Below are 26,287 nucleotides of genomic sequence, written 5' to 3'. Positions count from 1 at the left end.
TCGAACGCCTCAGTTCGTCGTTTCGGGCCGAGCTGCCTTTTGCCACGGGTATTCGGTCTGCCGTCGCGGATCCGGAGACGTGATCGCCTGTGCCACATCATCGGCCGGCCCACGCCCCTGACCTTGCCGCTGCCCCTGGTAGCGCCCGTCGCCCTGCGGCTTTTCCTGCCCGCGGACCGGCTCGTCCGGCTCCACCGTCCAGTGCCGCAGCGCCCCGGCCTCCACATCGATCTGCGCATTCAGCGCGTCCAGATCGTCGTCGGTGAACTGCCGCGCCCGGTCCCGCGCGGCCCACCGCAGCGAATCCGCAGAGTGTGTGATCCGCTCCGTACGCTGCTTCAGTCCCGGCAGCAGCGAGGCGACCGTCGCCCGGTCGGGCTCGCGCTCCAGCTTCTTCAGCTCGTCGTCCAGCTCGCGCCCGTGCACACTCAGCCGCTGGAAGAGGCCCAGTGACTCCGAGAGCGAGGCATCCTCGGCGACTCCCGACTGCAACGCCTCCTGCGTGGCCCGCATGGATGTGCGCAGCGCGAGCCGCAGCTGTGCCAGCTCTCCGCCCACACCCGGCTGGCCATAGCTCTTCGCCCGCAGCGTGGTGTCCTCGACGGTGCGGCGCGCCTGGGTGATCGTACGGTCGACACCGCGCTTCGCCGCGCCGATGGCCTTGACGCCCGCGTACACGCCCAAGGCCACGAAGGCAAAAAAGAGCAACCCCAGAATCAGGATCACGGCTTCCATGAGCGCCCCTCGGATGTCGTTTCGGCTGCCGGGTGCCGGCCCCTCCACCGTAAACGGAAAGGGCAGGCCGAGGGTTCCTTCGGAACCCCTAACCTGCCCGTAGGGGAACGCCCCCACACCGCCGTACAGCAATCAGCAGTTACGCGACGTCACGCGGGGACGATGAGCACCCTCGCGCGGGACGATCAGCGGCGTCACGCCGGGACGATATTGACCAGCTTCGGCGCGCGCACGATGACCTTGCGGATCCCCGCGCCGTCCAGCGCCGCGACCACGGCCGGGTCGGCCAGGGCCAGTGCTTCCAGCTCCTCGTCCGCGATCGACGGGGAGATCTCCAGGCGTGCCTTGACCTTGCCCTTGACCTGCACGACGCAGGTCACGGTCTCGTCCACGACGTACGCCGGGTCGGCGACCGGGAAGTCCTGGTGCACGACCGACCCGGTGTGGCCCAGCCGGCGCCACAGCTCCTCGGCGATGTGCGGCGCCAGCGGCGCCGCCAGCAGCACCAGCGACTCGGCGACACTCCGGGACAGCGGTCCGCCTGCCTTGGTCAGGTGGTTGTTCAGCTCGGTGACCTTGGCGATGGACGTGTTGAAGCGCATCCCGGCCATGTCCTGGCCGACCCCGTCGATCGCCTTGTGCAGCGCCCGCAGCGTCTCCTCGCCCGGCTCCGTGTCGACGACGGTGACCTCACCGGTCTCCTCGTCCACGACGTTGCGCCACAGCCGCTGCAGCAGCCGGTACTGACCGACGACGGCACGCGTGTCCCACGGCCGCGACACGTCCAGGGGGCCCATCGCCATCTCGTACAGACGCAGCGTGTCAGCGCCGTACTCGGCGCAGATCTCGTCCGGCGTGACAGCGTTCTTCAGGGACTTGCCCATCTTGCCCAGGACGCGGCTGACCTTCTCGCCCTGGTAGTAGAACTTTCCGTCCCGCTCCTCGACCTCGGCCGCCGGGACGGCAATGCCGCGGCTGTCCCGGTAGACGAACGCCTGGATCATGCCCTGGTTGTACAGCTTGTGGAACGGCTCGGCGGACGAGATGTGCCCCAGGTCGTGCAGCACCTTGGACCAGAAGCGGGCGTACAGCAGGTGGAGTACGGCGTGCTCGGCGCCGCCGACGTACAGGTCGACACCACCGGTCGGCTGCCCCTCGCGCGGGCCCATCCAGTACTGCTCGATCGCCGGGTCGACCAGCTGCCGGTCGTTGTTCGGGTCCAGGTAGCGCAGCTCGTACCAGCAGGAGCCCGCCCAGTTGGGCATGGTGTTGGTCTCGCGGCGGTACTTCTTCGGGCCGTTGCCGTCGCCCAGGTCCAGGGTGACGTTGACCCAGTCGGCGTTCCGGGACAGCGGGGTCTCGGGCTGGGTGTCGGCGTCCTCGGGGTCGAAGGTGCGCGGCGAGTAGTCGTCGACCTCCGGCAGCTCCAGGGGCAGCATCGACTCGGGCAGCGGGTGGGCGATGCCGTCCTCGTCGTAGACGATCGGGAAGGGCTCGCCCCAGTAGCGCTGGCGGCTGAACAGCCAGTCGCGCAGCCGGAAGTTGACGGTGCCCTCACCGACGCCGTGCACCTTCAGCCACTCGGTGATCCTCGCCTTGGCGTCGGCGACACCCAGACCGTCCAGCGAGATCTCGTCATTGGCGGAGTTGACCAGCTTCGCTTCGTACGAGGCGAAGGCGTCGTCCCACGTCGAGGGGTCCGTGCCGCGGTCGTCCGACGGCTCGACGACACAGCGCATCGGCAGCTCGAAGGCGCGCGCGAAGGCGAAGTCGCGCGCATCGTGCGCCGGTACGGCCATGATCGCGCCGGTGCCGTAACCCATCAGGACGTAGTCGGCGATGAAGACGGGCACCTTCTCCCCGCTGACCGGGTTGGTCGCGTACGCACCGGTGAAGACACCGGTCTTGTCCTTGGCCTCGGCCTGCCGCTCCACGTCGGACTTGGCGGCGGCCAGCTTGCGGTATGCGGTGACGGCCTCGGCCGGGGACGCGTGCCCGCCGGTCCACACCGGGTGGGTGCCCTCGGGCCAGGCAGCCGGAATGATCCGCTCGACCAGCTCGTGCTCGGGCGCCAGCACCATGTAGGTGGCACCGAACAGGGTGTCCTGGCGGGTGGTGAAGACGGTGATGTCGCCCGCACCGTCGACCGGGAAGTCGACGCGTGCGCCTTCGGAACGCCCGATCCAGTTGCGCTGCTGCAGCTTGATGGCCTCGGGCCAGTCCAGCCCGTCCAGGTCGTTCAGCAGCCGGTCGGCGTAGGCGGTGATGCGCATGTTCCACTGGCGCAGCTTGGCCTTGAAGACGGGGAAGTTGCCGCGCTCGGAGCGGCCGTCGGCCGTCACCTCTTCATTGGCCAGTACGGTGCCCAGGCCCGGCGACCAGTTGACCGGCGCGTCGGAAGCGTACGCCAGGCGGTACTCGCCCAGGACGTCCGCGCGCTCGGCGGCGCTCAGCGCGCTCCAGTCACGACCGTCCGGGGTGGGACGCGAACCGTTCTCGAACTGTGTGACCAGCTCGGCGATCGGGCGGGCCCGGTCGGCCTCGGTGTCGTACCAGGAGTTGAAGATCTGCAGGAAGATCCACTGCGTCCACTTGTAGTACTCCGACTCGATCGTGGCGAACGAGCGGCGCTTGTCGTGGCCCAGGCCCAGCCGGCGCAGTTGGGCAGTCATGTTCTCGATGTTGGCCTCGGTGGAGACCCGCGGGTGCGTGCCGGTCTGCACGGCGTACTGCTCCGCGGGCAGGCCGAAGGCGTCGAAGCCCAGGGTGTGCAGCACGTTGTGCCCGGTCATCCGCTGGTGGCGGGCGAAGACATCGGTGGCGATGTAGCCCAGCGGGTGACCGACGTGCAGGCCCGCACCCGAGGGGTACGGGAACATGTCCATGATGAACTTCTTCGGCTTGGCGGCCAGTTCCGGATTGCCCGCCAGGTCACCGGTCGGATTCGGCGCCTCGTACGTGCCCTCGGCGTCCCAGAAGTCCTGCCAGCGTGCCTCGATGTCGGCGGCCATCGCCGCCGTGTAGCGGTGCGGCGCAGCCGTCTCGGCTGCGGAATTCGTCTCGCTCATGATCCTCAAAGCTCCATCGATCGTCATCTGCCGGCGCCCACGTCTACGGACACGCGTCTACGGAAACGAAAAATCCCCTCGCACAGGAGGGGACGCCGCGCCGATTCCGACCAGGCATTCTCACCGGTCGGGACTGATCAGCGCGGCTCGCTAAGCAGAAGGCGTACGGCACGCATGGCGTCAGGGTACCGCACAGGCCCGGAACCGGTCCGGGCACGGCCGGTCCGTGGACGGGACGGGGGAGCGACCGCACGACGGAACGTCCGGGAAGCGGGGGTCACTCCGCGCACCACCCTGTACCTGGGCAACTGATCAAAGCCCGTACTGTCCGGTATGGGGCGACTCAGCATGTGCCGCTGGCGTGCTCTGCATGCGCTGTCCCAGCTGTCCTATCCGGCGAGGTGCGCGGTATCGGTGCACGGCCTGTACGCGGGCCGACCGCCGGCGACCTGGGTCGTGGTGATGTACAGCCTCTGCCTCCTCGCGGTGGCCGACGCCCTGTGCCTGCGCCTGCTCCCGCCCTCGGCCAAGCGCCGGATCACCGGCCTGACCACCGCTCTGATCAAGCCGGACACTCCTCTCGCCGAACCGGAACCGGCGGTACGTGCGACATCGCTTCCCACAACGGAGGACGTACGTCCGCTTGTCGCAGGGGCGAGCCCAGAAGCGCCGGGCCGCGACATGTTCGGCCGGGGTCTGCGCGGCACCCCGTTGCCGTCGTCCTTCGAACGCCTCCGCACTGCCCTCTCCGCCCCTGCCCCGCCGTTGTGCGAGGCCCCGCCACGCAGCTCCGAGCGCCTCCCGACGGGCCCGGCCACCCATACGGAAACGGATGCGGACACAGTTGCGGCAGGCGCCGGCGCATCCGCCGCCCCCTGGGGCCCCGGCCCCGGCATCGCCGCCGCCTACCGTGCGGTCTCGCCGGCCGCCGAATCCCCCCGTTCCGGCCCCCTGGCAGAGCCCTCAGCAGTCGGCAGGCCGGTGGCCCACACCGTCCCCCGCACCACCGACACAGGCACTCCGCCTGCCTCCCGGCTCCACGCCCGCTTCCACACCCGCGCAGGCATCGCGCCCCAGCTACGAACCCGCGCCCCGCCGGGTCCGCTCCATTCCGCCCCGGCCAAAGACCCCTGGCACGCACCCGCAGGAGACCGACCGTGAACATCCCCGTCCCCGACATCCCCGAAGTCCGCGTCGTCGGTCTCCCCCAGCCGACGACCGGCTTCGACCTGGTCGAGCGGCTGGACCTCGCCATGCGCCTGAAGGTGTACGGACCGCTCGAACCGATGACCGGCGAGCGTCTCGCCGAGCTCGCCGAGACCATCTCGCTGCGCGGCCGCGGCGGTGCCGGATTCCCGTTCGGGAGGAAGCTGCGGGCGGTCGCCAAGACGTCCATCCGACGCGGCGTGCGCCCCGTCGCGCTGATCAACGGCAGCGAGGGCGAGCCCGCCTGCCGCAAGGACACCGTTCTGCTCAACCGCAACCGCGCCCCGCATCTCATGCGATGGCCTCGCACGACGCCGTGGTGTCCCGGGAGTCCCCTGGCCGGCCGCGGCCGGCGGCGCGCTGGAAGCTGGAGCGGTCCTGCCGATCGGGCCCGAGAGCTGCCCGCTCGGCGAGTCCCTGCGGGTGGCTAACTGGCTCGCCGCCGAGACCACGGGCCAGTGCGGTCCCTGCAAGCTGGGGCTGCCGGCTGCGGCGGGCGCACTGTCCGACGTGCTGAACGGCGGCGGGCCCGCGGCCCTGGAGGCGCTGCGCGAAGTGCCCCGGGCAGTGAAGGGCCGGGGCGCGTGCAAGCATCCGGACGGCTCGGCGCGCTTTCTGACCTCGACGCTGTCCGCCTTTACGGACGACCTGGCGGCACATGTCCTGGACGGCGGTCACGGCCGCGAGACGCTCGGGGTCCTGCCCCTTCTCGCGCCCGGCCGACAGGGCCTGGAGGAGTCCATTCCGAGTGGCGGGCGGCGGGCGGCGGCCCCGCCCTGCCAGGGCCACGGGCTCTGCGCGGACATCGTCCCTGAGTTGATCGGGCTGGGCCCCGACGGTTACCCGGCGCTCGCGGACGCAGCGGTTCCGAGCATCTGAGGGGGCGCGCAGCGCGCCGGTGTCCCGCGCTGCCGCCGGTCATCAGCCGGAAGACCCTTGGCAGCGGCCGCAATTGACGTGTGCGTACACGAGAAGCGGGTCACCCTGTGAGGGTGACCCGCTTCTCATATCTTCACTGTGGAGCTAAGGAGATTTGAACTCCTGACCCCCTGCATGCCATGCAGGTGCTCTACCAACTGAGCTATAGCCCCGTGCCGTGTGCCACCCGGTTTCCCGTGGCGACATCGAGAACATTACCGGTGACCCCGCCACTCCACCAAATCGTTTCCCGCCTGCACGGCTTTGACCGACTTTGCGGCATCTCGGTCGAGTGACGGCGAGGGGGTTCACGCGGTGGCGAAGGAGTAGAAGCGCTTGAGCGTGCAGTGCTCCTCCAGCAGCCGCCCGTAGATCGGCTCCCCCTCCAGCTCCCGGTAGGTCTCGATCGGGTCGCCCTTTATGATCAGCGCCCGCGCACACTCCTCGCACCAGTACTGGTACTCCGGATTGATCGGATCCATGTCCCTGACGATGGGCGTACCGCTGCCGCACCAGTCGCACTTCCGCCTGTGTGCACCCATGGGTCAGCTCCGGCTTTGGCCGCGGGCGGTACACACGCAGGAGGCTCCGCCGTTCCCGCCGAGCACTTGGACCGCATGGGACGGATCACCAGCAGGACGACCGGCGCGGACGCGGCATTCGGAAACAAGGAGCAGGTCCGGAACCTCGTCGCGGCTCGCAGACATCGCGCGCTCCCTCCCGTTCGGTCCGTCGCCCCCTCCGGCGGTCCGATTCTGCCATGACGCCGCAAGGGGGGCAGCCCGCCGGACATCCGGCCGGTCACCGACGCCGTACGAGACCCACCGACGCGCCTGCGATCGCGGCCACCGACAGTGCGAGAGCGCATTCCCGCAGGGCCCGCCCCGACCCCTGTACCCCTGACGTATCAAGGCGGTTGAGATAGAGCGTGCCGAATGTCGCGACGCCGATCAGCCGGCCGAGCCGGGTGTCGGTCACCAGTGCACCGCTTGCATCAGCGGCATCCTCAGGACGTACGTTCACCAACGCCCCCGCAAGGGTGGGGCTCAAGCCCAGCGCCATACCGCTGCCCGTGATCGCGAAGGCCGCGTACAGCCAGGGCCCGCCGTCGCCGCCGCCCCGCATCAGCAGCCCGATGGCCACGGAGGCGACGGCCACCAGGGTGAACCCGCCCGGAACCAGGGCCCCTTGGAGCCTCACGGGCCACCGGCGGGGATGCCCAGCACCCTGGGCGCGATCAGGGGCCGCGCGGCCGGCCAGTCCAACTCCTGCCCGAGCACCGGGGGGACGGTGAGCAGCGTGACGGTTGCGGCGAGCAGCACCAGCCCCGGCAGATCGAGTCCGCGGGCGCGCGCCCGGGCCCTGGCGTCACCCGTGCGCGGGTTCGCCGGGCAGCACACGGATGCCGAGCACCAGCAGAACCAGCCCGATCGGCACATTCACCAGAAAGACCGGCCGCCGGCCCGCACCGAACAGATCGGCGCTGACCAGCACCCCGCCGACCACCTGCCCGGCGGCCGCCCCGGTGGCGAGCACCGCGCTGTAGGCACCGAGCGTCCGGATCCGTACCTCGTCGGCGAAGTGGCGCTGATTGCGGCTGAGCACCTGCGGAATCATCACCGCCGCACCCGCTCCCTGGATCAGCCGGAAGGCGATCAACTGCCTTGTTCCCGGCGGCAAGTCCGCGGGCCGGCGAGGCGGCCGTGAAGACGGCGAGTCCGGCCAGCTGAGCCCGGCCGTGTCCGATGAGGTCGTCGTCATGGCGTAGAGCCTGACCCCGGTCGAATACGGGTAACGAGAGCCCGCTGACGCCGGCGCTGACAGCACCTGGCAACTCCCTTGCGGGGCACCGAAGATGGGGGTGTGACAATGGTGACGGCACATCAGCAGGGGCAACACCGCCGGCGTCCGGAGCTCGCGGCCTTTCCGCGCAACCGCCGGGCGCGGGTGGCACCCGCCGATGCGGGCATGGCGCCCGGGCCGCGCCGCCGCACCCCGGGCCTGCGCCGCGAGGAGGTCGCACAGCTCTCCGGCGTCGGTGTCACCTGGTACACCTGGCTGGAAAAGGGCCGTCCGATCAACGCCTCACACAGGTCCTGGACGCCGTGGCGCGCACCCTGCGACTGGACGCGCCGGGGCGCGAACACCGCTATCACCCGGCGGAGGTGGCCTACGCCCCGGGCAGACAGACCGACGCGATAGAGGTGGGGCCCGAGATCCAGGGCATCATCGACGCGCTCGATCAGCACCCCGCCGTGGTCTACAACACTCGCTACGACGCCCTGGCCGCCAATCCCGTCTACCGCAACCTGCCCGGACTCAACCGGTCGTCGCAACACCGGCCTGTTGGATCCACCCTGTTCGGCGTCCCCGAAATGGCGGGAACAGGCATACGCAATGTGCTGTGGACGCTGTTCACGGTGGCCGAGGAGGTCTGTCCCGTCATCCACCGGACCCAGGAACTGCCGATCATGGTGGCGGCGCCGGGAGGCGTGACCGGACGCACGGTCAGGGCGGCCGGACGGTCAGAAGGGACCCCAGGCCGGACAGTCAGGGGGAACGCAGAGATCCCGCCCCCTGGTGGGGACGGGATCTTGATTGTGGAGCTAAGGAGATTTGAACTCCTGACCCCCTGCATGCCATGCAGGTGCTCTACCAACTGAGCTATAGCCCCGCTGTTCGCCGTACTTCCCTGCGCTTCCGCGCTGCGAACAAGAAGAACTTTAGCCTGTGACCAGCCAGAAAGCGAAATCCGGCCGACACCGCCCGGAGGTGGCCTCCGAGCGCCGTGCGGGCCCCGCCCCGCAGGCAGGCCCATGGCACTCCCAGGCCCCGGCACTCCTACGTGTCGTCGCCGAGCACCGGCTCCGGCAGCGTGCCGGCATTGTGCTCCAGCAGGCGCCAGCCCCGCGCGCCCTCGCCCAGCACCGACCAGCAGCAGTTGGAGAGCCCGCCGAGCCCTTCCCAGTGGTGCGCCTCCAGACCCAGCAGCCGACCGATGGTGGTGCGGATGGTGCCGCCGTGGCTGACCACGACGAGCGTGCCGCTGTCGGGCAGCTTCTCGGCGTTTCCGAGTACGACCGGGGCGGCCCGGTCGGCGACCTCGGTCTCCAGCTCACCGCCGCCGCGGCGCACGGGCTCACCGCGCTTCCATGCGGCGTACTGCTCGCCGTACAGCTCTACGATCTCCTCGTGGGTGAGGCCCTGCCAGGCGCCCGCGTAGGTCTCGCGCAGTCCCGCGTCGTGCGCTACTTCGAGGCCGGTGATCGCGGCGAGCTCGGCGGCCGTGGCCGCCGCACGCTGCAGATCGGAGGCGACGATCGCAGCCGGTTTCAGCGAGGCGAGCAGCCGGGCGGCCCGCTGGGCCTGCCCGACCCCGGCCTCGGTGAGCGCGATGTCCGTGGAGCCCTGGAACCGGTGCTCCAGATTCCATGCCGTCTGGCCGTGTCGCCAGAGGACGATCCTGCGGCCCCTGCCGCTTCCGCTGCCGTTCAGCTCTGCTCACCTTCCGTGCTGCCGGTGAGCTGGGCGTGCTCCGCGGCCTTGCCTCGGGTCTTGACGGCGTCCTCGGGAAGCGCGATCTCGGGGCAGTCCTTCCAGAGGCGCTCCAGCGCGTAGAAGACCCGCTCCTCACTGTGCTGGACATGGATGACGATGTCGACGTAGTCGAGGAGGATCCAGCGCGCGTCGCGGTCGCCCTCACGGCGTACCGGCTTGGCGCCGAGTTCCTTCTGGAGCCGCTCCTCGATCTCGTCGACGATCGACTTGACCTGGCGGTCGTTGGGGGCCGAAGCCAGCAGGAAGGCGTCTGTGATCGACAGCACGTCGCTGACGTCGTACGCGATGATGTCGTGCGCGAGCCGGTCGGCGGCCGCCTGAGCGGCGGCGTTGATGAGCTCGATGGAGCGGTCCGTGGCGGTCACAAGCAGGCTTTCGTCGGCGGTCAGATCAACCTCTAGGGTCTCACGGACCGCCGACAGCCCACGCAGCGAACGTTCGAAGATCGAATCGACGTCATCCGAGCGGTGCGGTCCCGGTCATTTGATCTCGTAGTTCTGGCCGAGCACGACGGACACATCCGCGTTCGCGGCGGGCTTGCCCTGCTTCAGCGCGCTCGTCGGCAGGCCCAGGGTCTTGGCGACCTGCGTCGCCTTGTCCTTGTCCGCCGTGGTCTTGTAGACGACCTCGGACAGCGCCACGGTCTCGGCCGTTCCGCCGCCGACGAAGGCATAGCCGCCGTTGACCAGCTTGATCTGGGCGGACTGCGTGCCGTCCTTGTCACCGGTGGCGTTCTTGATCCCGACCCGCACCGCCGCACCGGCGTCCGGATCCTTCACCGTGCCGCCCAGGATGTCCTTGACGACGCTCTCGGTGGCCGCGTCGGTGAGGGTGCCGTCGGCCTGCACCGGCAGCAGTGCTGTCTTGTAGTCGCCGACCTTGGCATGCTGGGCGAGCTTCGCCAGCGAGGCACCGAGATCCTTCTCGGGGAGCGACGGATCGAGGATCTGCCCCAGCGTCTGCACGGTGACCGTGGCGGCCTTCGGGTCATCCGAGATCTTCCGCAGAACGCCCCGCATGACCTCCCCGAACCGCATGAGCTGCTTCGCCTCGGCCTCACCGGGTGCCCGGTAGGTGGCGTATGCAACGGCCATCTGGCCGCTCAGGGTCTGCGCCTCACCCTTCTTCACCAGGGGGGAAGCGCCCTTCTTCGTGTCGGGCACTTCGGTGTCGGTGTCGACCTCGATGTTGCCGACCAGATCGACGAGAGTCTCCAGATAGGGGGTGTCGAGCCGCCACGTGCCGCTGATCTTGGTGCCGAGCAGTGCGTCGATGGAATCGCGGGTGCCCGTGGTGCCGTCGTCCTCGGTGGACTTGCCGAGGGTGGTCGTGACGCCCTCGTCGTCGGCGACCACGAGCGAGTTGGGGAGCAGGACCGTGGCCCCCTGTTTGGTCGTCACATTGTCGACGAGCAGCGCCGTGGAGGTGCCGCCCTTCTTGGTGTTGCGCAGATGGACCACGATGACGTCCCGCTGCTGCGGGCCCGTCGATGCGGTGTTGTCCTTCTCCGAGCCGGAGAGGCCGGGGATCTTGCCGGCGGACCAGAGGTAGCCGACACCGCCGACCACCACCAGGACCACCACGACTATCAGCGCGACCATGCGGTTGCGGCCGCGACGCCGTGCCTCTTCGCGCCGCTCGCTGCGGCTCTCGGTGAACTTCAGCCAGTCGATGACGTCTTCGGAGTCCTCGTCGGGCTCCTCGATGAAGGAGAACTGCTCTGTGCCGTAGTCGCGGTCGGCTCGGCGCTGCCCGGGGACGGCCGGTTCCGGGTCGGCCTCGAAGTCGGGCTCGGGCTCTGGTTCCTGCCGGGCCGACGCGGGTGCGGGCGGGGACGGCTGTGCGGCGGCCTGCTGCGGGATGTTCCACTGCTGGGTGGTGTCGACCGCGGCGGGCTGCCGGCCGGTGTCGTAGCCATAGCCGTCGTAGCCGCCGTACGCCTGCTGCTGCGGCTGCTGGGGGGCGGCGTACGGGTCGTACGGCTGCGGCTGCACGGGCTGCGGCTGCACGGGCTGCGGCTGCTGAGGCTGGGCGTACGGGTCGTATCCGTACCCCTGGTCGGCCTGATGCGGCTCCTGCTGGAACTGCTGAGGCGCATACGGGTCGTACGACTGCTGTCCGGGCTGCTGATACACCGGCTGCCCGTACTCGTCGTAGCCGATGATCTGCGGTTGCTGGTAGTACGGGTCGTACGGGTTCTGTCGGTCGTTCACCGGTGCCCCTCTGCGTGGCTCATTCGCCGCGGTACAGCTGGCGCTTGTCGATGTAGCGGACCACACCGTCCGGCACCAAGTACCAGACCGGCTCCCCCTGCGCGACCCTCTCACGGCAGTCCGTGGAAGAGATCGCGAGCGCGGGCACCTCCACGAGGGAGACCCCGCCCTCCGGCAGCCCGGGGTCCGCGAGCACATGCCCCGGCCGCGTCACACCGATGAAGTGGGAGAGGGAGAACAGTTCGTCGGCGTCCCGCCAGGTGAGGATCTGGGAGAGCGCGTCGGCGCCGGTGATGAAGAAGAGGTCCGCGTCGCCATGGATCGCGCGCAGGTCCCGCAGCGTATCGATGGTGTACGTCGGCCCGCTGCGGTCGATGTCGCTCCGGCTGACCGAGAACTGCGGGTTGGACGCCGTCGCGATGACCGTCATCAGATAACGGTCCTCGGCCGGGGAGACGTGCTTGTGGCTCTTCTGCCACGGCTGCCCGGTCGGCACGAAGATCACCTCGTCGAGGTGGAACTGGGCGGCCACTTCGCTGGCCGCCACCAGGTGTCCATGATGAATCGGGTCAAACGTCCCGCCCATCACGCCGATTCGGCGCTTTCCGCGGCCGGTAGGCACTTCCTGCTCTCCCATGCGTGCAGAGCCTACTGGCACAGCTGTACGCCTTCGCCTCAGCGGTCGCGGTTGAAGCGAGTGGTGATCCACAGCAGGAGCAGCAGCACGACGAACGCACCGCCCCCGGTGAGATACGGGCTGAGGCTTTCGTGGTTGCCACCGTGCTCGCCGCCCTCGGCGGCGAGAGTGACCAGCTGGTGTGTGGTGCTCGTGAGGCTCATCTTCGGCAGGACCTATCGATCGGGAGTCGGAAGGAAGACGTCGCGCACATCGTATGCGGGCGCCCCGGGCACGCTCACGCCGACTCAGTCGTTGTCGTCGTTGCGGTATCCGCGGAGCAGGAACCAGCCGAGCAGGACAGCTCCGACGAGCGAGGCGAGCAGCACGATGCGGAGCGTGTTGCCGGGCCCCTGATCCTCGGATGCGGCGGCGAGCAGAGCAACGGTTTGCGGCATGTCGGGCGTCTCCTCAGTTATCCACAGCCCCCCGCACACCGTAGCCCCAGCACCTACGCTGGGATTTGTCAGGGGGCGAGCGACGTCTCGTACGAACAGGGGGCCCATTCATGACCGAACGCAGCCACGAGAGCCACGAGAACGTGCCGAGCAGGCAGCGCAGGCGTTTCGCAGGGATCTCATCCCGGGCCTACGAACACCCGGCGGACCGCTCGGCCCTGGTGGCCCTGCGCAAGCTGAGCGGTTTCGACACCGTGTTCAAGACACTGAGCGGTCTGCTGCCCGAGCGCAGCCTGCGACTGCTCTTCCTCTCCGACTCCGTCCGGGTGAGCGACGCGCAGTTCGTCCACCTCAACGACATGCTGCGTGACGCCTGTTACGTCCTGGACCTGGAAAAGGTCCCGCCGATGTACGTCAACCAGGACCCGCAGCCCAATGCCATGTGTATCGGTCTCGACGAGCCGATCATCGTGGTGACGACGGGGCTGGTGGAACTGCTCGACGAGGAGGAGATGCGGGCCGTCATCGGCCACGAGGTGGGACACGCCCTCTCCGGCCACGCCGTGTACCGCACGATTCTGCTGTTCCTCACCAATATCGCGTTGAAGGTCGCCTGGATCCCGCTCGGCAATGTCGCGATCATGGCGATCGTGACGGCACTGCGCGAGTGGTTCCGCAAGTCGGAGCTGTCGGCAGACCGGGCGGGGCTGCTGGTCGGACAGGATCTGCAGGCATCGATGCGCGGCCTGATGAAGATCGCGGGCGGCAATCATCTGCACGAGATGAATGTGGACGCCTTCCTCGCCCAGGCCGACGAGTACGAGAAGGGCGGCGATCTGCGCGACTCAGTGCTCAAAATCCTCAATCTGCTGCCCCGCTCGCACCCCTTCACCACGGTGCGCGCGGCCGAGCTGAAGAAGTGGTCCGAGACACGCGACTACCAGCGGATCATGGACGGCCACTACCCGCGGCGCGACGAGGACAAGGACACCTCGGTGACGGACTCCTTCCGGGAGTCCGCGGCGCACTACGCGGACACGGTGCGCACCAGCAAGGATCCACTGATGAAGCTGGTCGGCGACATAGCGGGGGGCGCCGGAGACCTGGGCGGCAAGCTCCGCGACAAGTTCACCGGTCAAGGAGGCGGCGCAGCCGGCAAGGGTGGCGCTACGGACGGCTCTGCGGGGCCCCAGGAGCCTCGGAACCCTGATGAGCCCGGGGCTGCTGGGAGCTGACCGTCAGCGTCCCGCAGAGCTCCGCAGTGGGCCGGTCCGTCGCATACGGGTCGGTGCCCGCGGGGCCGCGGGGGACGGCGCGCTGCCCGGCGAGCAGCGGCCGCAGCGCACCGGTGGTGTCCGCCGGGCACGCCTGCGGTCCGGCCTGTACGTAGCTGGTGCGCAGCTCCAGCCGGTGCAGCCGCAGGTCTTCCCGGTCGAAGCGGAAGTGCAACTCGCGCCGTACGGTGAAGAGCGAGGCGCCGCCTGCCCGTTGGGGCCCTGAGACCGCCGGGCGGAGCGTGTATGTGAAGGTGTGGTCCGACACCACCTCCAGGGTGTCGGCCCCCGCCTCCACGTAGCTCAGGGTGCCCCGGACCCGTATGTCCGGAACGGCCAGTGCCACCTTCGCCGGATCGAAGCGCACCAGCCAGCCGGTAGCGGCATGCTGTCCGTCGTCGTCCGGCCGGCTCATGCTGCGGTCGAACTGGGCCGTCTGGTCCGGGGCGAGCAGCAGTTCCACCGGCCGCACCGCGTCTCCGGTGAGGACGTCGGGGTCGAGCGAGGACGCCACCAGGTAGTCCTTGACTGTGGTCAGGGCCGTCGCCACCTGGCTGTCCGAGAAGTTGTCCGTCCCTCGGATCGCCGGCAGATTGATGCCTGCGGCACCTGTTTCGAACTGTGCGGCGGGGCTCTTCGCGAGGAGGTCGGCGGCGGTTCCGCCGGGTACGGCACCCTGGGGAGCGAGGGGGACGACGGTCGACCTCAGAGGTTCGGCCCTTCTGCCGAGGGGCGTCTGGTAGGGGTGGCGGAAGCCCATGTACACGGCTGTTCCGAAGGCCAGGGCGATCAGGAGGACCAGGGCGATGGCTGCCTTGGAGCCGGCGCGGAAGCCCCGGGCCGGGAGGCTGCGTACGGCACGGGCGTGGTCCCTCATGCGTTCCTGGGCGGAGAATTCCTTCAGTCGGGCAGCACGCACGAACGACTCGTCGAAGACGAGTGACCGGTACTCGTCCTCACCGCCGCCCGGCGCGCTCTCGGGCGGACCTTCTGGTGGTTCTCCGCGGTCTGCCATGACTTCTCCCGACTCCACGTCACCGACCGAGGCCGAAACGCTTCGCTCTGCTTCGGCCGAATGGCTTCGGACAGGGCCTGCCCGTCATGAGTTCGCATGACCTCGCATGACTACGCATGTACGGATGAGTGAGAAGCCCCCTCGGAGAGAGGGGTCACACCTTCAGGGTAGGTCGATTACGACCGGGGTAAACGCCCAGCCGCGAGAGAACCGCCCGAGAGTTGCCCCGGGACCCCGGCCGACCGCCCTCAGGACGGGCTCGGGACCGCTGAGACCGTGGGGCGGGGGTAGCCGACCGAGGCCGGCGGGATGGCGCTGGGGACGGGGCCGGGTGCGCTGTCCACGCCGGTGGTGGCGGGCGGCGGGGCGGGGTCCTGGCGGTTGCCCGAGGTGTTGCGGTAGACGGCGCTGAAGGCCAGCGCGACCATTCCGATGCCCATCAGCACGGCGAGCAGCCAGGCCACCGGCCGGTGCCACCGCGCCGCGCCCCGATAGGGGCGCAGGGCACCGCCGTGGCGCCCGTAGGGGCCGCTGCCGTACGCGTCGTCGTCATCGGGGTCCAGCGGGTCGCCGTAGGCGCTCCCGCGGCCGTATGCGCTGCCCGGCCCGTATCCCTCGTAGAGCTCGTCATCCGGCGGACCGCCGCCCGCCCGCGCCCGGGACGCCTCGGCCTCGGCGCGCGCCTGCGCAGCCGCCAGCAGTCGCTCCACGGCGGTGGGTTCATGGATCTCGGCAGCCCGTACGAAGTCCTCGTCGAATACCACGGAGGCGAAGTCCTCGTCCGCGCCCCCGCGGTCGTCGTCAGGCTCCCAGCCGTCCGGGAACGGCCTGCCCCCCACGTCGTCCGGCACGGCTCCAGACTAGCCCCGCCGGGTCGTTCTGGGCAGGGAGCCCGCAACATTCACCGAACGCGGACGGTCACCGCACGTGGCCGTCGCCCGTGACGATGTACTTCGTCGAGGTCAGCTCCGGCAGGCCCATCGGGCCCCTGGCATGCAGCTTCTGCGTGGAGATGCCGATCTCGGCACCGAAGCCGAACTGACCGCCGTCGGTGAAGCGCGTCGACGCGTTCACGGCCACCGTCGTGGAGTCCACCAACTGGGTGAAGCGGCGGGCCGCGGCCTGGGAGGTGGTCACGATCGCCTCGGTGTGACCGGAGGACCAGAGCCGGATGTGCGCGACGGCCGCGTCCAGCGACTCCACGACGGCCGCGGCGATGTCGTACGAGAGGTACTCGGTCTCCCAGTCCTCCGGCGTCGCCGCCACCACGGTGGCCTTGGACCCCTCGGCGTATGCGAGGACCCGCTCGTCGCCGTGCACGGTCACCCCGGCGCCGGCCAGCGCGTCCAGTGCCCGGGGCAGGAAGTCCGCGGCGATGTCCTCGTGGACCAGGAGCGTCTCGGCGGCGTTGCAGACGCTCGGGCGCTGCGCCTTGGAGTTGATCAGGATGTCGACGGCCATGTCGAGGTCGGTCTGCGCATCCACGTACACATGGCAGTTGCCGGTGCCGGTCTCGATGACCGGAACGGTGGATTCCTCGACCACTGTGCGGATCAGCGAGGCGCCACCGCGCGGGATGAGGACGTCGACGAGGCCGCGCGCCCGCATGAGTTCCCGTACCGAGTCGCGGTTCTCGCCCGGCACCAGCTGCACCGCGTCGGCCGGGAGGCCGGAGCCTCCGACCGCATCGCGCAGCACCCGTACGAGCGCGGCATTGGAGGCGTACGCGGAGGACGAACCGCGCAGCAGGACCGCGTTGCCCGATTTCAGGCAGAGGGCAGCGGCGTCGACCGTCACATTGGGCCGGGCCTCGTAGATGATCCCGACCACGCCGAGCGGCACCCGGACCTGTCGCAGGTCGATGCCGTTGGGCAGGGTCGAGCCGCGGACGACCTCGCCGATCGGGTCGGGCAGCGCCGCGACGTCCCGCACATCGGCGGCGATGGCGCGGATCCGTTCCGGAGTGAGGGTGAGCCGGTCGACGATCGACTCGCTGGTCCCGGCCTCACGGGCGCGGGCGACGTCCTCGGCGTTGGCCGCGACGATCTCGCCCGTCCGCACTTCCAGAGCGTCCGCGATCGCCAGCAGCGCCTCGTCCTTCGCCGCGCGCGGCAGTGGCGCGATGTCCGCGGCGGCGGAGCGTGCCCGGTAGGCGGCCTGGGCGACCGGGGACATGTCGTCGTACGGCGAGAGCGTGGTCATGCCCGCAGAGTAGTGCGCACACTGCGGGGATCCGTCACGTATCCCGTGATGCGAGACAACTGACCCGAGGGCAGCCGCCGCGCTCAGTAAGGGTGCACGCCGACCGGGGCTGCCGGGGGCGGCCCGTATCCCTCGGCGACGCGCTGGTGGTACGTCTCCCGGTCGATGACTTCCAGGCCGACGATCTCCCAGGGCGGAAGCCCGGCGGTGGAGCGGTGTTCCCCCCACAGCCGCAACGCGACGGCCGCCGCATCGTGCAGATCGCGGGCCTCTTCCCAATAGCGGATCTCCGCGTGGTCGTTGGCGTACCGGCTGGTCAGCAGGAAGGGATGGTCGTGCGCGAGCTGTTCGAGACCGCGTCTGACCTCCTTCAGCGGAATCACGGCGCCCGAGACACTGAGCGTGATGTGCCAGAGTCTCGACGGGGTGCGCTCCTCCTTCGCCACCGTCGGCTCGGGCCCGGTGGTCCGGTCGTCCCTGCGGTCCATGGACCGGCTCTCGTCGAAGCCGACACCTGCTCCGACACTGGTCAGGGCCCGGCCACCCGTTCCTCGGGGCGGCGCCCCCGGGCGCGCTCGTCTCACCGGCGGCCTCCTGTGAATGCGTTTGCTGTGCTGTACCCCGCTGTGCCCCCGCTACAAAGTTGACCAGTCCGCGGCCGACGATGGGGCGCTTTTCGTGAAGGTCCCTGCCCCGAGGCTGGACTTTCAGCCGATTCAGGGGGTCTGTCAGGGGTGCAGGACGACGAGATCGTCCCTGTGTACGACCTCGCGCTCATATGCTGGACCGAGTTCACGTGCCAGCTCGCGGGTGGATCGGCCGAGCAGCTGCGGAATCTCCTTGGCGTCGAAGTTGACGAGTCCGCGGGCCACGGGACGGCCTTCGAGGTCACGCAGTTCCACCGGGTCGCCCGCGGTGAAATCGCCCTCGATCGCGGCGATTCCTGCCGGTAGCAGCGAGCTGTGCCGCTCGACGACCGCCTGTACGGCCCCGTCGTCGAGGGTCAGCGCGCCCTGCGGGGTGGAGGCGTGGGCGAGCCAGAGCAGCCGGTCCGCCGAGCGGCGTCCGGTGCGGTGGAAGTACGTGCCGGTATCGCGTCCGGCCAGTGCGTCGGCGGCGCGGCTCGCGGAGGTGAGGACGACCGGGACCCCGGCGGCCGTGGCGATCCGGGCGGCCTCGACCTTGGTGACCATGCCGCCGGTGCCGACGCCTGCTTTCCCCGCGCTCCCGATGGTGACACCCGCGAGATCCTCGGGGCCGGCCACTTCGGCGACCCGTGAGGTGCCCGGGGTGCTGGGGTCTCCGTCGTAGAGGCCGTCCACGTCCGAGAGGAGGACCAGCAGATCGGCGCGGACGAGATGGGCGACGAGTGCGGCGAGCCGGTCGTTGTCGCCGAACCGGATCTCGTCGGTGGCGACGGTGTCGTTCTCGTTGACGATCGGGAGCGCACCCATGTCCAGGAGCTGGTCGAGGGTGCGGTAGGCGTTGCGGTAGTGGGCACGGCGGCTGGTGTCGTTGCTGGTGAGCAGCACCTGGCCGACGCGTACGCCGTAACGCGCGAAGGAGGCGGTGTAGCGGGCGACGAGCAGTCCCTGTCCGACGCTGGCCGCGGCCTGCTGTCTGGCCAGGTCCTTGGGCCGGCGGTGCAGCCCGAGCGGGGCGAGCCCGGCCGCGATGGCGCCGCTGGAGACGAGCACGATCTCGCGTTCCCCGCCGCTCCTCACCTTGGCGAGTACGTCGACGAGCGCGTCGACGCGGTCCGCGTCGAGGCCGCCCGCCGCGGTGGTGAGGGATGAGGAACCGACCTTGACCACGATCCTGCGGGCCTCTGCGACGCCCTGCCTTGCCCCTGACACGTACATCCCCAATGATTCGGCTCCGCCCAGACCTGGCAATCTACGCGAGCGGCCGGGCGGCACGTCCGCCCGTTCCGCAGCGTGGGATGCGCGGGCCGCACCGCCGCGCATCCCGTACGCGGCTCAGCGTGCGCGCAGCTGCTCGCGGAAGGAGACGCAGTCTTCGTAGCGGGGCAGCAACCCCTGCCGCTCGGCCTCGGCGAGCGTCGGCGCCTGCTCGTCCTTGGGGGAGAGCAACGGCTCGATGTCCTCCGGCCAGGCGATGGCCAGTTCGGGATCGAGCGGATTGATGCCGTGCTCCCGCTCGGGCGCGTACCCCTCTGAGCAGAGGTAGACCACGGTCGCGTCGTCGCTCAGGGCGAAGAAGCCGTGGCCGAGGCCCTCCGAGAGATAGACCGCGTGGTGGTTCCGGTCGTCGAGGCGGACGATCTCCCACTGCTTGTAGGTCGGGGAACCGACCCTGATGTCGACGATGACGTCCAGGACGGCGCCGCGTACGCACTTGACGTACTTGGCCTGGCTGGGTGGCACATCGGCGAAGTGGAGACCGCGCAGGGTCCCTCGGCGGGACACGGAGCAGTTCGCCTGGACGAGGCTGAGGTCCTGGCCGGTGGCCTCCCGGAATTCCGCGCCACGGAACCACTCGTGGAAGCTGCCGCGGTCGTCGGGGAACACCTTCGGCTCGTGAACCCAGGCGCCTTCGATGGACAGAGGTCGCATTCTGTTCTGCTTTCTCACTACAAGGTGGTGCCGGTTGTCGTGTGACGGCTGCCGGGCGGGGACTACCTGGCCACGGCCCTCTTGATGCGGCTTGCCACGCGCCGCGCCAAGGACCTCTTCGGTGCGGGGCCGGCGGGCTTCTTGGCTTCCTTGGTCGCCTTGGTCGCCTTGGCCGCCGCCGCGGCCGTGGTCGTGGACACCGATCCGTCGGCGGCGACGCCGAGGGCGACCGGAAGCTTGGCCCAGCGGGGCTTGCCGCGTCGGGCGGACGGCAGGCCGAACTCGATGTTCCAGAAGTCTCCGGTGCTCAGCCCGTCAGGAAGCGGTGCGGAGAGCGCGGCCCCAGCGGGGCCCGGTACGAGAGTCGCGACGGTTTCGAACTGACCGCCACCCGACAGAGCCTTGAAGCGCAGCGCAGCGCTCCCGGAGCCGGAAGTACGGTTCATCGCGATGGGGACCGGCAATTCGATCGTGCCGTCCTCCAGGATCGCGTCCTGCGGCGTGAGGCTCTTGAGATCCCGGTCGAACCGGCTGGTGGCAAGGTCCACGTCGAGGGAGAGATTGCCGTGCGGCTCGGTCCAGTACGGCAGGACCAGCCGCCGGGGCTCACCGCTCAGGGCACCGCGTCGGCCGCTCTCGACTTCCTCGGCACGGGCCGATCCGAGGCGGACCTCCTTGGTCCAGCCGCACGCGCTGATCCGGATCAGGATGTCCCAGATGCCGTCGCCCAACGGTGCACCGTTGGCTGCGGTCTCCGGCGCGATCGTCGCCTCGGCCCGAAGCACCAGCCGGAACGTTGTCCCGTCCTCGGAGGAGATCCGCTCGCGGGTGAAGTCGACCGGCTGGAAGAATTCCGCGGCGGTGGTGCGTTCCCGTACGACCAGATCGACCTTGGCCGCGTCAACGGTCGCGACGGTGCTGACGCCGAGACCCGCCACGGTGTCCAGGGTGTCCTGTGCCAGGGGCGGGTTCAGCAGGGCCTTGTCGCCCTCGATGCGGAAAGTCATCGGTTCGCCGTCGGCCTGGTACTCGGCGGTGAAGCCGACCCTGAGCGCCCCGCCGTCCCACTCCAGGGATTCAAGGCAGCCGGTGGGCTTGATCCCGGACTCCCAGCGGGCCAGTTCCTCGATGTCTGCGAGGCGGTCGTCCACGACGAGCGCGGCGACGATCTGCTGGGTGGGCTGCATCCCCGCGGCGACGCCGGGACCGAATCGTTCGGTGACGACACCCCGGATCTCGGTGTACAGCTCCTGCCGATAATCCTCCGGCAGCTGCAGCAGACGCTTGCCGCGGAGGCGTTCGACCATCTCGTTGCGCAGCCAGCGGCGGTACATGCTGTCACGGAGCTTGCCGGGCTCCGTGTACTGCTCGACGATGTCGAGGGCTTCCCGGAGGTTCTTGTAATAGCCGACCGGGTCGAAGCGCTGGAAACCGGCGTTCGAGGCGTCCTCGCGCTTGATGTGGTAGTAGCACAGGTAGTCGCTGAGGACCGAGATGTTGGATGCGCGCAGGTAGGTCTCGACCACGAAGACGTGGTCCTCCAGACGCCGCCGGCCCTCACGGAAGCGGATGCCTTTGCTCTCCAGGAATTCCTTGCGGAACATCTTGTGCGGCGTGAGGCTGTCCATGAGCGGGGCGTTGGAGACGTGGGCGCGCGGGCGGTTCGTCCGGAAGAGCTCCACCGGCACCGGACGGCCCTTGCCGGCCATCTTGCCGATGATGACGTCGGCCTCGTTCTCGACGCCGTAGTTGTACATGCGTTCCAGCGCCTCGTCGCCCAGCCAGTCGTCGTTGTCGACGTACATGACGAACTCGCCCCGGGCCGCGGCGGTGCCGACGTTACGGGGCTTTCCCGACCAGCCCGAGGATTCCTGGTGGATGACGTGCATGTGCGGGTACGCGGCGGCGATCTCGTCCAGCCGCGCCGGGGTGGCATCGGTGGAGCCGTCGTCGACGAAGATGGCTTCGTACTCGTCGTCCGGCAGGCTCTGCCGCAGGAGCGAGGAAATGCAGTCCTCGATGTACTCACCCGGGTTGTACACCGGGATGACGACGCTGACCTTGACGGACATGCAGCTAGCCCCAAAAGAGAGGAAAGGCCCCGGCGTCTCATCGCCCTGGGATCACGTGCGCGTCAGATTATCCCAAGGCGCCACCGGAAACGGCCCGAGGTGGCCCCGGGCCGCCCCTCCCCTGCGGGCACCCTGCCGCTCAGCCGGTCAGCGCCTCGATCTGGCGGCGCAGCGGCGCGTAGGCCGAACGCGGGCGGCGCAGATTGCGGGCACGGACGAGCGAGGACCAGAAAGCGGCTCCGAGCAGCGCCTCGGGCTGTACGGCGTTCTTGCGCACCAGCAGCTCGTCGGGGACGGCCTGCGGATCGGGTACGACATATTCCGCGATGATCTCGTCGTACGCGTTCTTCAGCACCCTGCTGTCCGGGTCGGCGCCGAAGACCAGGACAACGCCCGTGGGCTGGGTGTCGACCTCGACCACGGTCAGGTCGGGACGGAAACGCCGCAGCACGGTCGCCACCTTGTAGACGTCGCCCGTCCAGGCATCGGTGTGCCGGTCGCGGGCGGCCTCGTCGATGCTGCGCGGCAGCATGTCGTCGAGCACGATCACGCTCGACCAGCGCGCGTGACGCTCGACGTTCATGAAGTCGCGCAGTGCGAACTCAAAAAGGTGCATGCCGTCGATGAATGACAACTCCAGCCTGGGGTCCCCGCCGAACAGATTCAGCGGGTCCTTGCGGGCCAGCGCACGGAAGGGGTTCCGACCGTTGCGCAGGTGCAGCAGCGGGTCCTTGCGGGCGAAGAAGTCGTCGCTGGTCGCCCGGACCAGGTGGGCGTCGCAGCTGAGCTCCGTCACCACCTTGAACGCGGGATCGACGGCTACGGACGGCACCCGGGACAGTGTCAGGCTGCGACCGTCATTGACCCCGATTTCGAGGTAGTTCCGGGGCTTGCAGACGCGGTGCAGGTGGCGCAGGAATTCATGGCGATGCACGTGACGGTCCTTCGCTGGGAATCAACGGGCTCCATTACCAGCGAAGCTAGTCGGCCAGAGGCTTGTTCGTAAGCGAAATGGCCGAGACCATCACCGAACCACCGGATACTCGTACCTCGCGCGGGTATCCTGCCGGCCTTCGTGGAGCGGCCGGGGGCATCCGGTGCGGTGCATGGCAAGCCGGAAGGGTGTTCCACGCATCTCCGCATGCTGGACATGCGTGGACACTCCGGCAATGCGGCGGGGTGCTGCGGCTGTCCACGTGCGCCCGCCGGGGGATGGGAGAGCCCTCAGCCGCGTTCCGCCTCGACCAGGGACGGGAACGCTTCGGCGAGCGCTTCCGGCCAGGGCCTTCCCGGCTCGATCCCCGCGCGGGCCCAGCGCTCATGACCCAGCACGCTGTACGCGGGACGCGGCGCGGGGCGGACGAACGCCTCGCTGGTGGTGGGCCTGACCCGTTCGGGGTCCGCCCCCAGAAGGCGGAAAATCTCCCGGGTGAAACCGAACCAGGTCGTCTCGCCGCTGCTCGTTCCGTGGTAGACGCCCGCCGGGGCGGTACCGGCGAGTGCTCCGTGGCCGAGCCGCACCAGCAGGTCGGCCAGATCGACTGTCCAGGTGGGCTGACCGTGCTGGTCGTCGACGACGTCGAGGGTGTCCTTGATGCCTTCCAGCTTGATCATCGTACGGACGAAGTTGCCGCCGCCGGCGCCGTACAGCCAGGCGGTACGCACGACGTAGCCGGTCTCCGGCAGGGTCTCCAGGACCGCACGCTCACCGGCCAGCTTGGTGCGGCCGTAGGCGCTGCGCGGTCCCGTCGGCGCCTCCTCCGGGTACGGGGATGTGGCGTCCCCCGCGAAAACGTAGTCCGTCGAGACATGCAGCAGCACCGCGCCGTACTCCGCGCAGGCCTCGGCCAGGCGCAGCGGGCCCTCGCCGTTGATCCGCAGCGCCTCGCTCTCACGGGACTCCGCGTCGTCCACCGCGGTCCAGGCCGCGCAGTTGACCACCACGGCCGGCCGGTGCTCGGCCAGAACGGCGCGCACGGCGTCCGCGTCGGTGATGTCCAGTGTCGCGCGGTCCAGGCCGACCGCCGTCCCGCCATCGTCGGCCAGACGTGCGAGAAGGTCCTGACCGAGCATTCCGCCCGCTCCGGTGATCAGCCAGCCGTCACTCATGTGCTTCCGTTCTCTGTCGCGCCGGGCCGGCGCTGTTGGGGCCCGGTTCTATGGAAATCAGGCCGGGGGCAGGGATCGGCCGGGCTCTCCCCGCCCCCCGGCCGGGGTCAGAGCGCGGCCCGGTCCTTCAGCGGCTCCCACCAGGCGCGGTTGTCGCGATACCACTGCACGGTCTCCGCCAGGCCGGTGCGGAAGTCCTTGCGGGGCTCGTAACCGAGCTCCTCACGGATCTTGGTGCAGTCCACCGAGTAGCGGCGGTCGTGGCCCTTGCGATCCTCGACGTAGGTGACGCTGGTGTCCCAGTCCGCCCCGCAGGCGTCGAGCAGCAGACCGGTGAGCTCCTTGTTGGAGAGCTCGGTGCCGCCGCCGATGTTGTAGACCTCTCCGGCCCGGCCCTTCGTACGCACCAGTTCGATGCCCTGGACGTGGTCGTCGATGTGCAGCCAGTCGCGGACGTTGGCGCCGTCGCCGTACAGCGGAACCGTCTTGCCGTCCAGCAGGTTGGTGACGAACAGCGGGATGACCTTCTCGGGGAAGTGGTGGTGCCCGTAGTTGTTGGAGCAGCGGGTCACCCGCACGTCGAGGCCGTGGGTGCGGTGGTACGAGAGCGCGATCAGGTCGCTGGACGCCTTGGCCGCGGAGTAGGGCGAGTTGGGCGCGAGCGGGTCGGTCTCGGGCCAGGAGCCCTCGTCGATGGAGCCGTAGACCTCGTCGGTGGAGATGTGCACGAAGGTCTTGATGCCGGCCAGGTGCGCGGCGTGGATCAGGGTGTGGGTGCCCACGACGTTCGTACGGACGAATTCGGCGCCGCCGTCGATGGAACGGTCCACGTGGGATTCGGCGGCGAAGTGCACCACCTGGTCGTGCTCGGCCATCAGCTTGGCGACCAGCTCGGGGTCGCAGATGTCTCCCTGCACGAACCTGAAACCGGGGTGGTCGCGCACCTCGTCGAGGTTGGCCGGGTTGCCCGCGTAGGTGAGCTTGTCGAGCACGGTGACGGCGATGTCGCCGGGGCCCTCGGGGCCGAGCACCGTACGGACGTAGTGCGAGCCGATGAAGCCGGCGCCGCCGGTCACCAGGATGTGGGTGGTCATGAAGAGATCTGCACCTTGCTGTGGTCGCCGAGTACGAGTCGGTGGGCGGACGGGGAACGGGGCGCGGGGGTCACCTCGACGTCACGGCCGATGAGCGACGCCTCGACGCGGCGGACACCGGCGATGGAGGCGCCGCGCAGAACGATGGAGTACTCGATCTCGCTGTCCTCGATCCGGCAGTCCTCCGAGACCGAGGTGAACGGGCCCACGTACGCGCCACTGATCACCGACCGGGCACCGATGATCACGGGCCCGACGATACGGCTGCCGCTGACCTTGGCGCCCGCCTCGATCCGCACCCGGCCGATGATCTCGCTGTCCTCGTCGACCTCGGCCTCCTCGTGGGACGGCTCGATGGACTCCAGCACGGTGCGGTTGACCTCCAGCATGTCGGTGACATTGCCGGTGTCCTTCCAGTACCCGCGGATCGTGGTGGAGCGCACGTCGCGCTTCTGGTCGATCAGCCACTGGATGGCGTGCGTGATTTCCAGCTCGCCCCGCCAGGACGGCTCGATCGAGCGGACGGCCTCGTGGATGGCGGGGGTGAAGAGATAGACACCGACGAGCGCCAGATCGCTCTTGGGCTCCTTCGGCTTCTCCTCCAGGGCCGCCACCCGGCCGTCGGCGTCGAGCTCCGCCACACCGAAGGAGGTCGGGTTGGGCACCTGGGTCAGCAGGATCTGCGCATCGGGCCTGTCGGCGCGGAACTCCTCCACCAGACCGCTGATCCCACCGACGATGAAGTTGTCACCGAGGTACATGACGAAGTCGTCGTCCCCCAGGAAGTCACGGGCGATCAGCACCGCGTGGGCGAGGCCGAGCGGCTCGTCCTGCGGGATGTACGTGACCTCGATGCCGAGCCGGGATCCGTCGCCGACCGCCTCACGGATCTCCTGGGCGGTGTCGCCCACGATGATGCCGACCTCGGTGATACCCGCTTCCGCGATGGCTTCCAGGCCGTAGAACAGCACGGGCTTGTTGGCCACGGGCACCAGTTGCTTGGCCGAGGTGTGGGTGATGGGACGCAGGCGGGTGCCGGCGCCTCCGGATAGTACGAGAGCCTTCACGTGACCAGTCCCCAGGGTGAGATGTCGGTCCCGTCGCGGGAGCGCGACGTCCGAACGGATTTTACTGAGCATTTCGGTGTACCGACTGCACGGGCCGGGTATGCGG

At 69.4% G+C, this 26,287-nt stretch carries 22 protein-coding genes, 2 tRNA genes and 3 pseudogenes; 4 read left to right on the top strand and 23 right to left on the bottom strand.

Annotated features, from left to right (window positions below):
• Positions 1-9: 9 nt before the first annotated feature.
• Both OG953_RS29165 and leuS read right to left on the bottom strand, forming a co-directional pair.
• Complete coding sequence (locus OG953_RS29165; protein WP_405687993.1) at positions 10-735, bottom strand: hypothetical protein; 726 nt, start codon at positions 733-735, stop codon at positions 10-12.
• A 194-nt stretch (positions 736-929) separates the two neighbouring features.
• A complete protein-coding gene (leuS, locus tag OG953_RS29160; protein WP_405687992.1) occupies positions 930-3,803 on the bottom strand; it encodes a leucine--tRNA ligase in 2,874 nt (957 codons plus the stop codon).
• 333 nt (positions 3,804-4,136) lie between these two features.
• Here leuS and OG953_RS29155 point away from each other — a divergent pair, with 333 nt between their 5' ends.
• The gene (locus OG953_RS29155; protein ID WP_405687990.1) at positions 4,137-4,964 is read left to right on the top strand and encodes a hypothetical protein; all 828 of its coding nucleotides are present in this window, start codon (positions 4,137-4,139) and stop codon (positions 4,962-4,964) included.
• Positions 4,961-5,965, top strand: a pseudogene (locus OG953_RS29150) (NADH-ubiquinone oxidoreductase-F iron-sulfur binding region domain-containing protein). The gene OG953_RS29155 and the pseudogene OG953_RS29150 overlap by 4 nt, the downstream one beginning before the upstream one ends.
• A gap of 62 nt (positions 5,966-6,027) precedes the next feature.
• On the opposite strand, the gene OG953_RS29145 reads toward OG953_RS29150, so the two are convergent.
• From OG953_RS29145 to OG953_RS29135, 3 genes and pseudogenes are all read right to left on the bottom strand, one after another.
• Positions 6,028-6,100: transfer RNA gene (locus OG953_RS29145), tRNA-Ala, on the bottom strand.
• A 135-nt stretch (positions 6,101-6,235) separates the two neighbouring features.
• Positions 6,236-6,469, bottom strand: a complete 234-nt coding sequence (locus OG953_RS29140; protein WP_015608461.1) for a hypothetical protein — start codon at positions 6,467-6,469, stop codon at positions 6,236-6,238.
• A gap of 259 nt (positions 6,470-6,728) precedes the next feature.
• Positions 6,729-7,797: pseudogene (locus tag OG953_RS29135) on the bottom strand (MFS transporter).
• Between OG953_RS29135 and OG953_RS29130 the strand changes: the two are divergent.
• A pseudogene (locus OG953_RS29130) lies at positions 7,797-8,437 on the top strand (helix-turn-helix domain-containing protein); the annotation flags it as partial. The pseudogenes OG953_RS29135 and OG953_RS29130 sit on opposite strands and share 1 nt — an antisense overlap.
• A gap of 91 nt (positions 8,438-8,528) precedes the next feature.
• Here OG953_RS29130 and OG953_RS29125 read toward each other — a convergent pair.
• The 7 genes from OG953_RS29125 to OG953_RS29095 form a co-directional block, all read right to left on the bottom strand.
• Positions 8,529-8,601: transfer RNA gene (locus tag OG953_RS29125), tRNA-Ala, on the bottom strand.
• Positions 8,602-8,768: 167 nt separating this feature from the next.
• Positions 8,769-9,422: a histidine phosphatase family protein gene (locus tag OG953_RS29120; protein ID WP_405692125.1), complete on the bottom strand. Its 654-nt coding sequence runs from the start codon at positions 9,420-9,422 to the stop codon at positions 8,769-8,771.
• The gene (rsfS, locus tag OG953_RS29115) at positions 9,419-9,850 is read right to left on the bottom strand and encodes a ribosome silencing factor (protein ID WP_266361561.1); all 432 of its coding nucleotides are present in this window, start codon (positions 9,848-9,850) and stop codon (positions 9,419-9,421) included. Before rsfS ends, OG953_RS29120 begins: the two co-directional genes overlap by 4 nt.
• Before the next feature lie 114 nt (positions 9,851-9,964).
• Complete coding sequence (locus OG953_RS29110) at positions 9,965-11,698, bottom strand: LytR C-terminal domain-containing protein (RefSeq protein ID WP_405687989.1); 1,734 nt, start codon at positions 11,696-11,698, stop codon at positions 9,965-9,967.
• A gap of 19 nt (positions 11,699-11,717) precedes the next feature.
• Positions 11,718-12,335: a nicotinate-nucleotide adenylyltransferase gene (gene nadD, locus OG953_RS29105; RefSeq protein WP_093897071.1), complete on the bottom strand. Its 618-nt coding sequence runs from the start codon at positions 12,333-12,335 to the stop codon at positions 11,718-11,720.
• Between the two features lie 38 nt (positions 12,336-12,373).
• Positions 12,374-12,538 carry a hypothetical protein gene (locus OG953_RS29100; RefSeq protein ID WP_405687987.1) on the bottom strand — a complete coding sequence of 55 codons (165 nt, stop codon included), beginning with the start codon at positions 12,536-12,538 and terminating at the stop codon, positions 12,374-12,376.
• 84 nt (positions 12,539-12,622) lie between these two features.
• Complete coding sequence (locus OG953_RS29095; protein ID WP_405687986.1) at positions 12,623-12,772, bottom strand: hypothetical protein; 150 nt, start codon at positions 12,770-12,772, stop codon at positions 12,623-12,625.
• 110 nt (positions 12,773-12,882) lie between these two features.
• Here OG953_RS29095 and OG953_RS29090 point away from each other — a divergent pair, with 110 nt between their 5' ends.
• Positions 12,883-14,007, top strand: coding sequence for a M48 family metallopeptidase (locus OG953_RS29090; protein ID WP_405687985.1), 1,125 nt, complete (start codon positions 12,883-12,885; stop codon positions 14,005-14,007).
• Here the strand turns inward: OG953_RS29090 and OG953_RS29085 are convergent.
• The 11 genes from OG953_RS29085 to OG953_RS29035 all read right to left on the bottom strand — a co-directional run bounded on the left by OG953_RS29085 (position 13,940) and on the right by OG953_RS29035 (position 26,181).
• Complete coding sequence (locus tag OG953_RS29085) at positions 13,940-15,061, bottom strand: hypothetical protein (RefSeq protein WP_405687984.1); 1,122 nt, start codon at positions 15,059-15,061, stop codon at positions 13,940-13,942. The genes OG953_RS29090 and OG953_RS29085 overlap by 68 nt on opposite strands.
• Before the next feature lie 248 nt (positions 15,062-15,309).
• A complete protein-coding gene (locus OG953_RS29080) occupies positions 15,310-15,912 on the bottom strand; it encodes a hypothetical protein (RefSeq protein WP_405687983.1) in 603 nt (200 codons plus the stop codon).
• A 67-nt stretch (positions 15,913-15,979) separates the two neighbouring features.
• On the bottom strand, positions 15,980-17,263 hold the full coding sequence (locus OG953_RS29075; RefSeq protein WP_405687982.1) for a glutamate-5-semialdehyde dehydrogenase: 1,284 nt from the start codon (positions 17,261-17,263) through the stop codon (positions 15,980-15,982).
• 83 nt (positions 17,264-17,346) lie between these two features.
• Positions 17,347-17,847, bottom strand: a complete 501-nt coding sequence (locus tag OG953_RS29070) for a hypothetical protein (RefSeq protein ID WP_405687981.1) — start codon at positions 17,845-17,847, stop codon at positions 17,347-17,349.
• A gap of 144 nt (positions 17,848-17,991) precedes the next feature.
• Complete coding sequence (gene proB / locus OG953_RS29065) at positions 17,992-19,125, bottom strand: glutamate 5-kinase (RefSeq protein WP_405687979.1); 1,134 nt, start codon at positions 19,123-19,125, stop codon at positions 17,992-17,994.
• 117 nt (positions 19,126-19,242) lie between these two features.
• Complete coding sequence (gene rfbC, locus OG953_RS29060) at positions 19,243-19,839, bottom strand: dTDP-4-dehydrorhamnose 3,5-epimerase (protein WP_405687978.1); 597 nt, start codon at positions 19,837-19,839, stop codon at positions 19,243-19,245.
• Between the two features lie 62 nt (positions 19,840-19,901).
• Positions 19,902-21,911: a glycosyltransferase family 2 protein gene (locus tag OG953_RS29055; protein WP_405687976.1), complete on the bottom strand. Its 2,010-nt coding sequence runs from the start codon at positions 21,909-21,911 to the stop codon at positions 19,902-19,904.
• A gap of 139 nt (positions 21,912-22,050) precedes the next feature.
• Positions 22,051-22,845 carry a class I SAM-dependent methyltransferase gene (locus OG953_RS29050; protein ID WP_405687975.1) on the bottom strand — a complete coding sequence of 265 codons (795 nt, stop codon included), beginning with the start codon at positions 22,843-22,845 and terminating at the stop codon, positions 22,051-22,053.
• Between the two features lie 290 nt (positions 22,846-23,135).
• Positions 23,136-24,020 (bottom strand): dTDP-4-dehydrorhamnose reductase, encoded by an 885-nt coding sequence (gene rfbD / locus OG953_RS29045; RefSeq protein WP_405687973.1) that lies wholly within the window; start codon positions 24,018-24,020, stop codon positions 23,136-23,138.
• Positions 24,021-24,127: 107 nt separating this feature from the next.
• Positions 24,128-25,114 (bottom strand): dTDP-glucose 4,6-dehydratase, encoded by a 987-nt coding sequence (gene rfbB / locus OG953_RS29040; RefSeq protein WP_405687971.1) that lies wholly within the window; start codon positions 25,112-25,114, stop codon positions 24,128-24,130.
• The gene (locus tag OG953_RS29035) at positions 25,111-26,181 is read right to left on the bottom strand and encodes a glucose-1-phosphate thymidylyltransferase (RefSeq protein ID WP_405687970.1); all 1,071 of its coding nucleotides are present in this window, start codon (positions 26,179-26,181) and stop codon (positions 25,111-25,113) included. The genes rfbB and OG953_RS29035 overlap by 4 nt, the downstream gene beginning before the upstream one ends.
• Positions 26,182-26,287: the final 106 nt, after the last annotated feature.

The sequence above is a fragment of the Streptomyces sp. NBC_00057 genome (assembly GCF_045041165.1).
In the GTDB taxonomy this organism is placed as follows: Bacteria; Actinomycetota; Actinomycetes; order Streptomycetales; family Streptomycetaceae; genus Streptomyces.
Note: the sequence above shows the minus strand (reverse complement) of the source record. Positions and strands in the feature narration are given on the sequence as shown.

Coding starts and splice junctions, on each gene's coding strand:
- OG953_RS29055 (WP_405687976.1), bottom strand. CDS start 21,911: ATGTCCGTCAAGGTCAGCGTCGTCATCCCGGTGTACAACCCGGGTGAG.
- OG953_RS29165 (WP_405687993.1), bottom strand. CDS start 735: ATGGAAGCCGTGATCCTGATTCTGGGGTTGCTCTTTTTTGCCTTCGTG.
- OG953_RS29100 (WP_405687987.1), bottom strand. CDS start 12,538: ATGAGCCTCACGAGCACCACACACCAGCTGGTCACTCTCGCCGCCGAG.
- OG953_RS29090 (WP_405687985.1), top strand. CDS start 12,883: ATGACCGAACGCAGCCACGAGAGCCACGAGAACGTGCCGAGCAGGCAG.
- OG953_RS29075 (WP_405687982.1), bottom strand. CDS start 17,263: ATGACCACGCTCTCGCCGTACGACGACATGTCCCCGGTCGCCCAGGCC.
- rfbB (WP_405687971.1), bottom strand. CDS start 25,114: ATGACCACCCACATCCTGGTGACCGGCGGCGCCGGCTTCATCGGCTCG.
- rfbD (WP_405687973.1), bottom strand. CDS start 24,020: ATGAGTGACGGCTGGCTGATCACCGGAGCGGGCGGAATGCTCGGTCAG.
- proB (WP_405687979.1), bottom strand. CDS start 19,125: ATGTACGTGTCAGGGGCAAGGCAGGGCGTCGCAGAGGCCCGCAGGATC.
- OG953_RS29155 (WP_405687990.1), top strand. CDS start 4,137: ATGGGGCGACTCAGCATGTGCCGCTGGCGTGCTCTGCATGCGCTGTCC.
- nadD (WP_093897071.1), bottom strand. CDS start 12,335: ATGGGAGAGCAGGAAGTGCCTACCGGCCGCGGAAAGCGCCGAATCGGC.
- leuS (WP_405687992.1), bottom strand. CDS start 3,803: ATGAGCGAGACGAATTCCGCAGCCGAGACGGCTGCGCCGCACCGCTAC.
- rfbC (WP_405687978.1), bottom strand. CDS start 19,839: ATGCGACCTCTGTCCATCGAAGGCGCCTGGGTTCACGAGCCGAAGGTG.
- OG953_RS29095 (WP_405687986.1), bottom strand. CDS start 12,772: ATGCCGCAAACCGTTGCTCTGCTCGCCGCCGCATCCGAGGATCAGGGG.
- OG953_RS29085 (WP_405687984.1), bottom strand. CDS start 15,061: ATGGCAGACCGCGGAGAACCACCAGAAGGTCCGCCCGAGAGCGCGCCG.
- OG953_RS29140 (WP_015608461.1), bottom strand. CDS start 6,469: ATGGGTGCACACAGGCGGAAGTGCGACTGGTGCGGCAGCGGTACGCCC.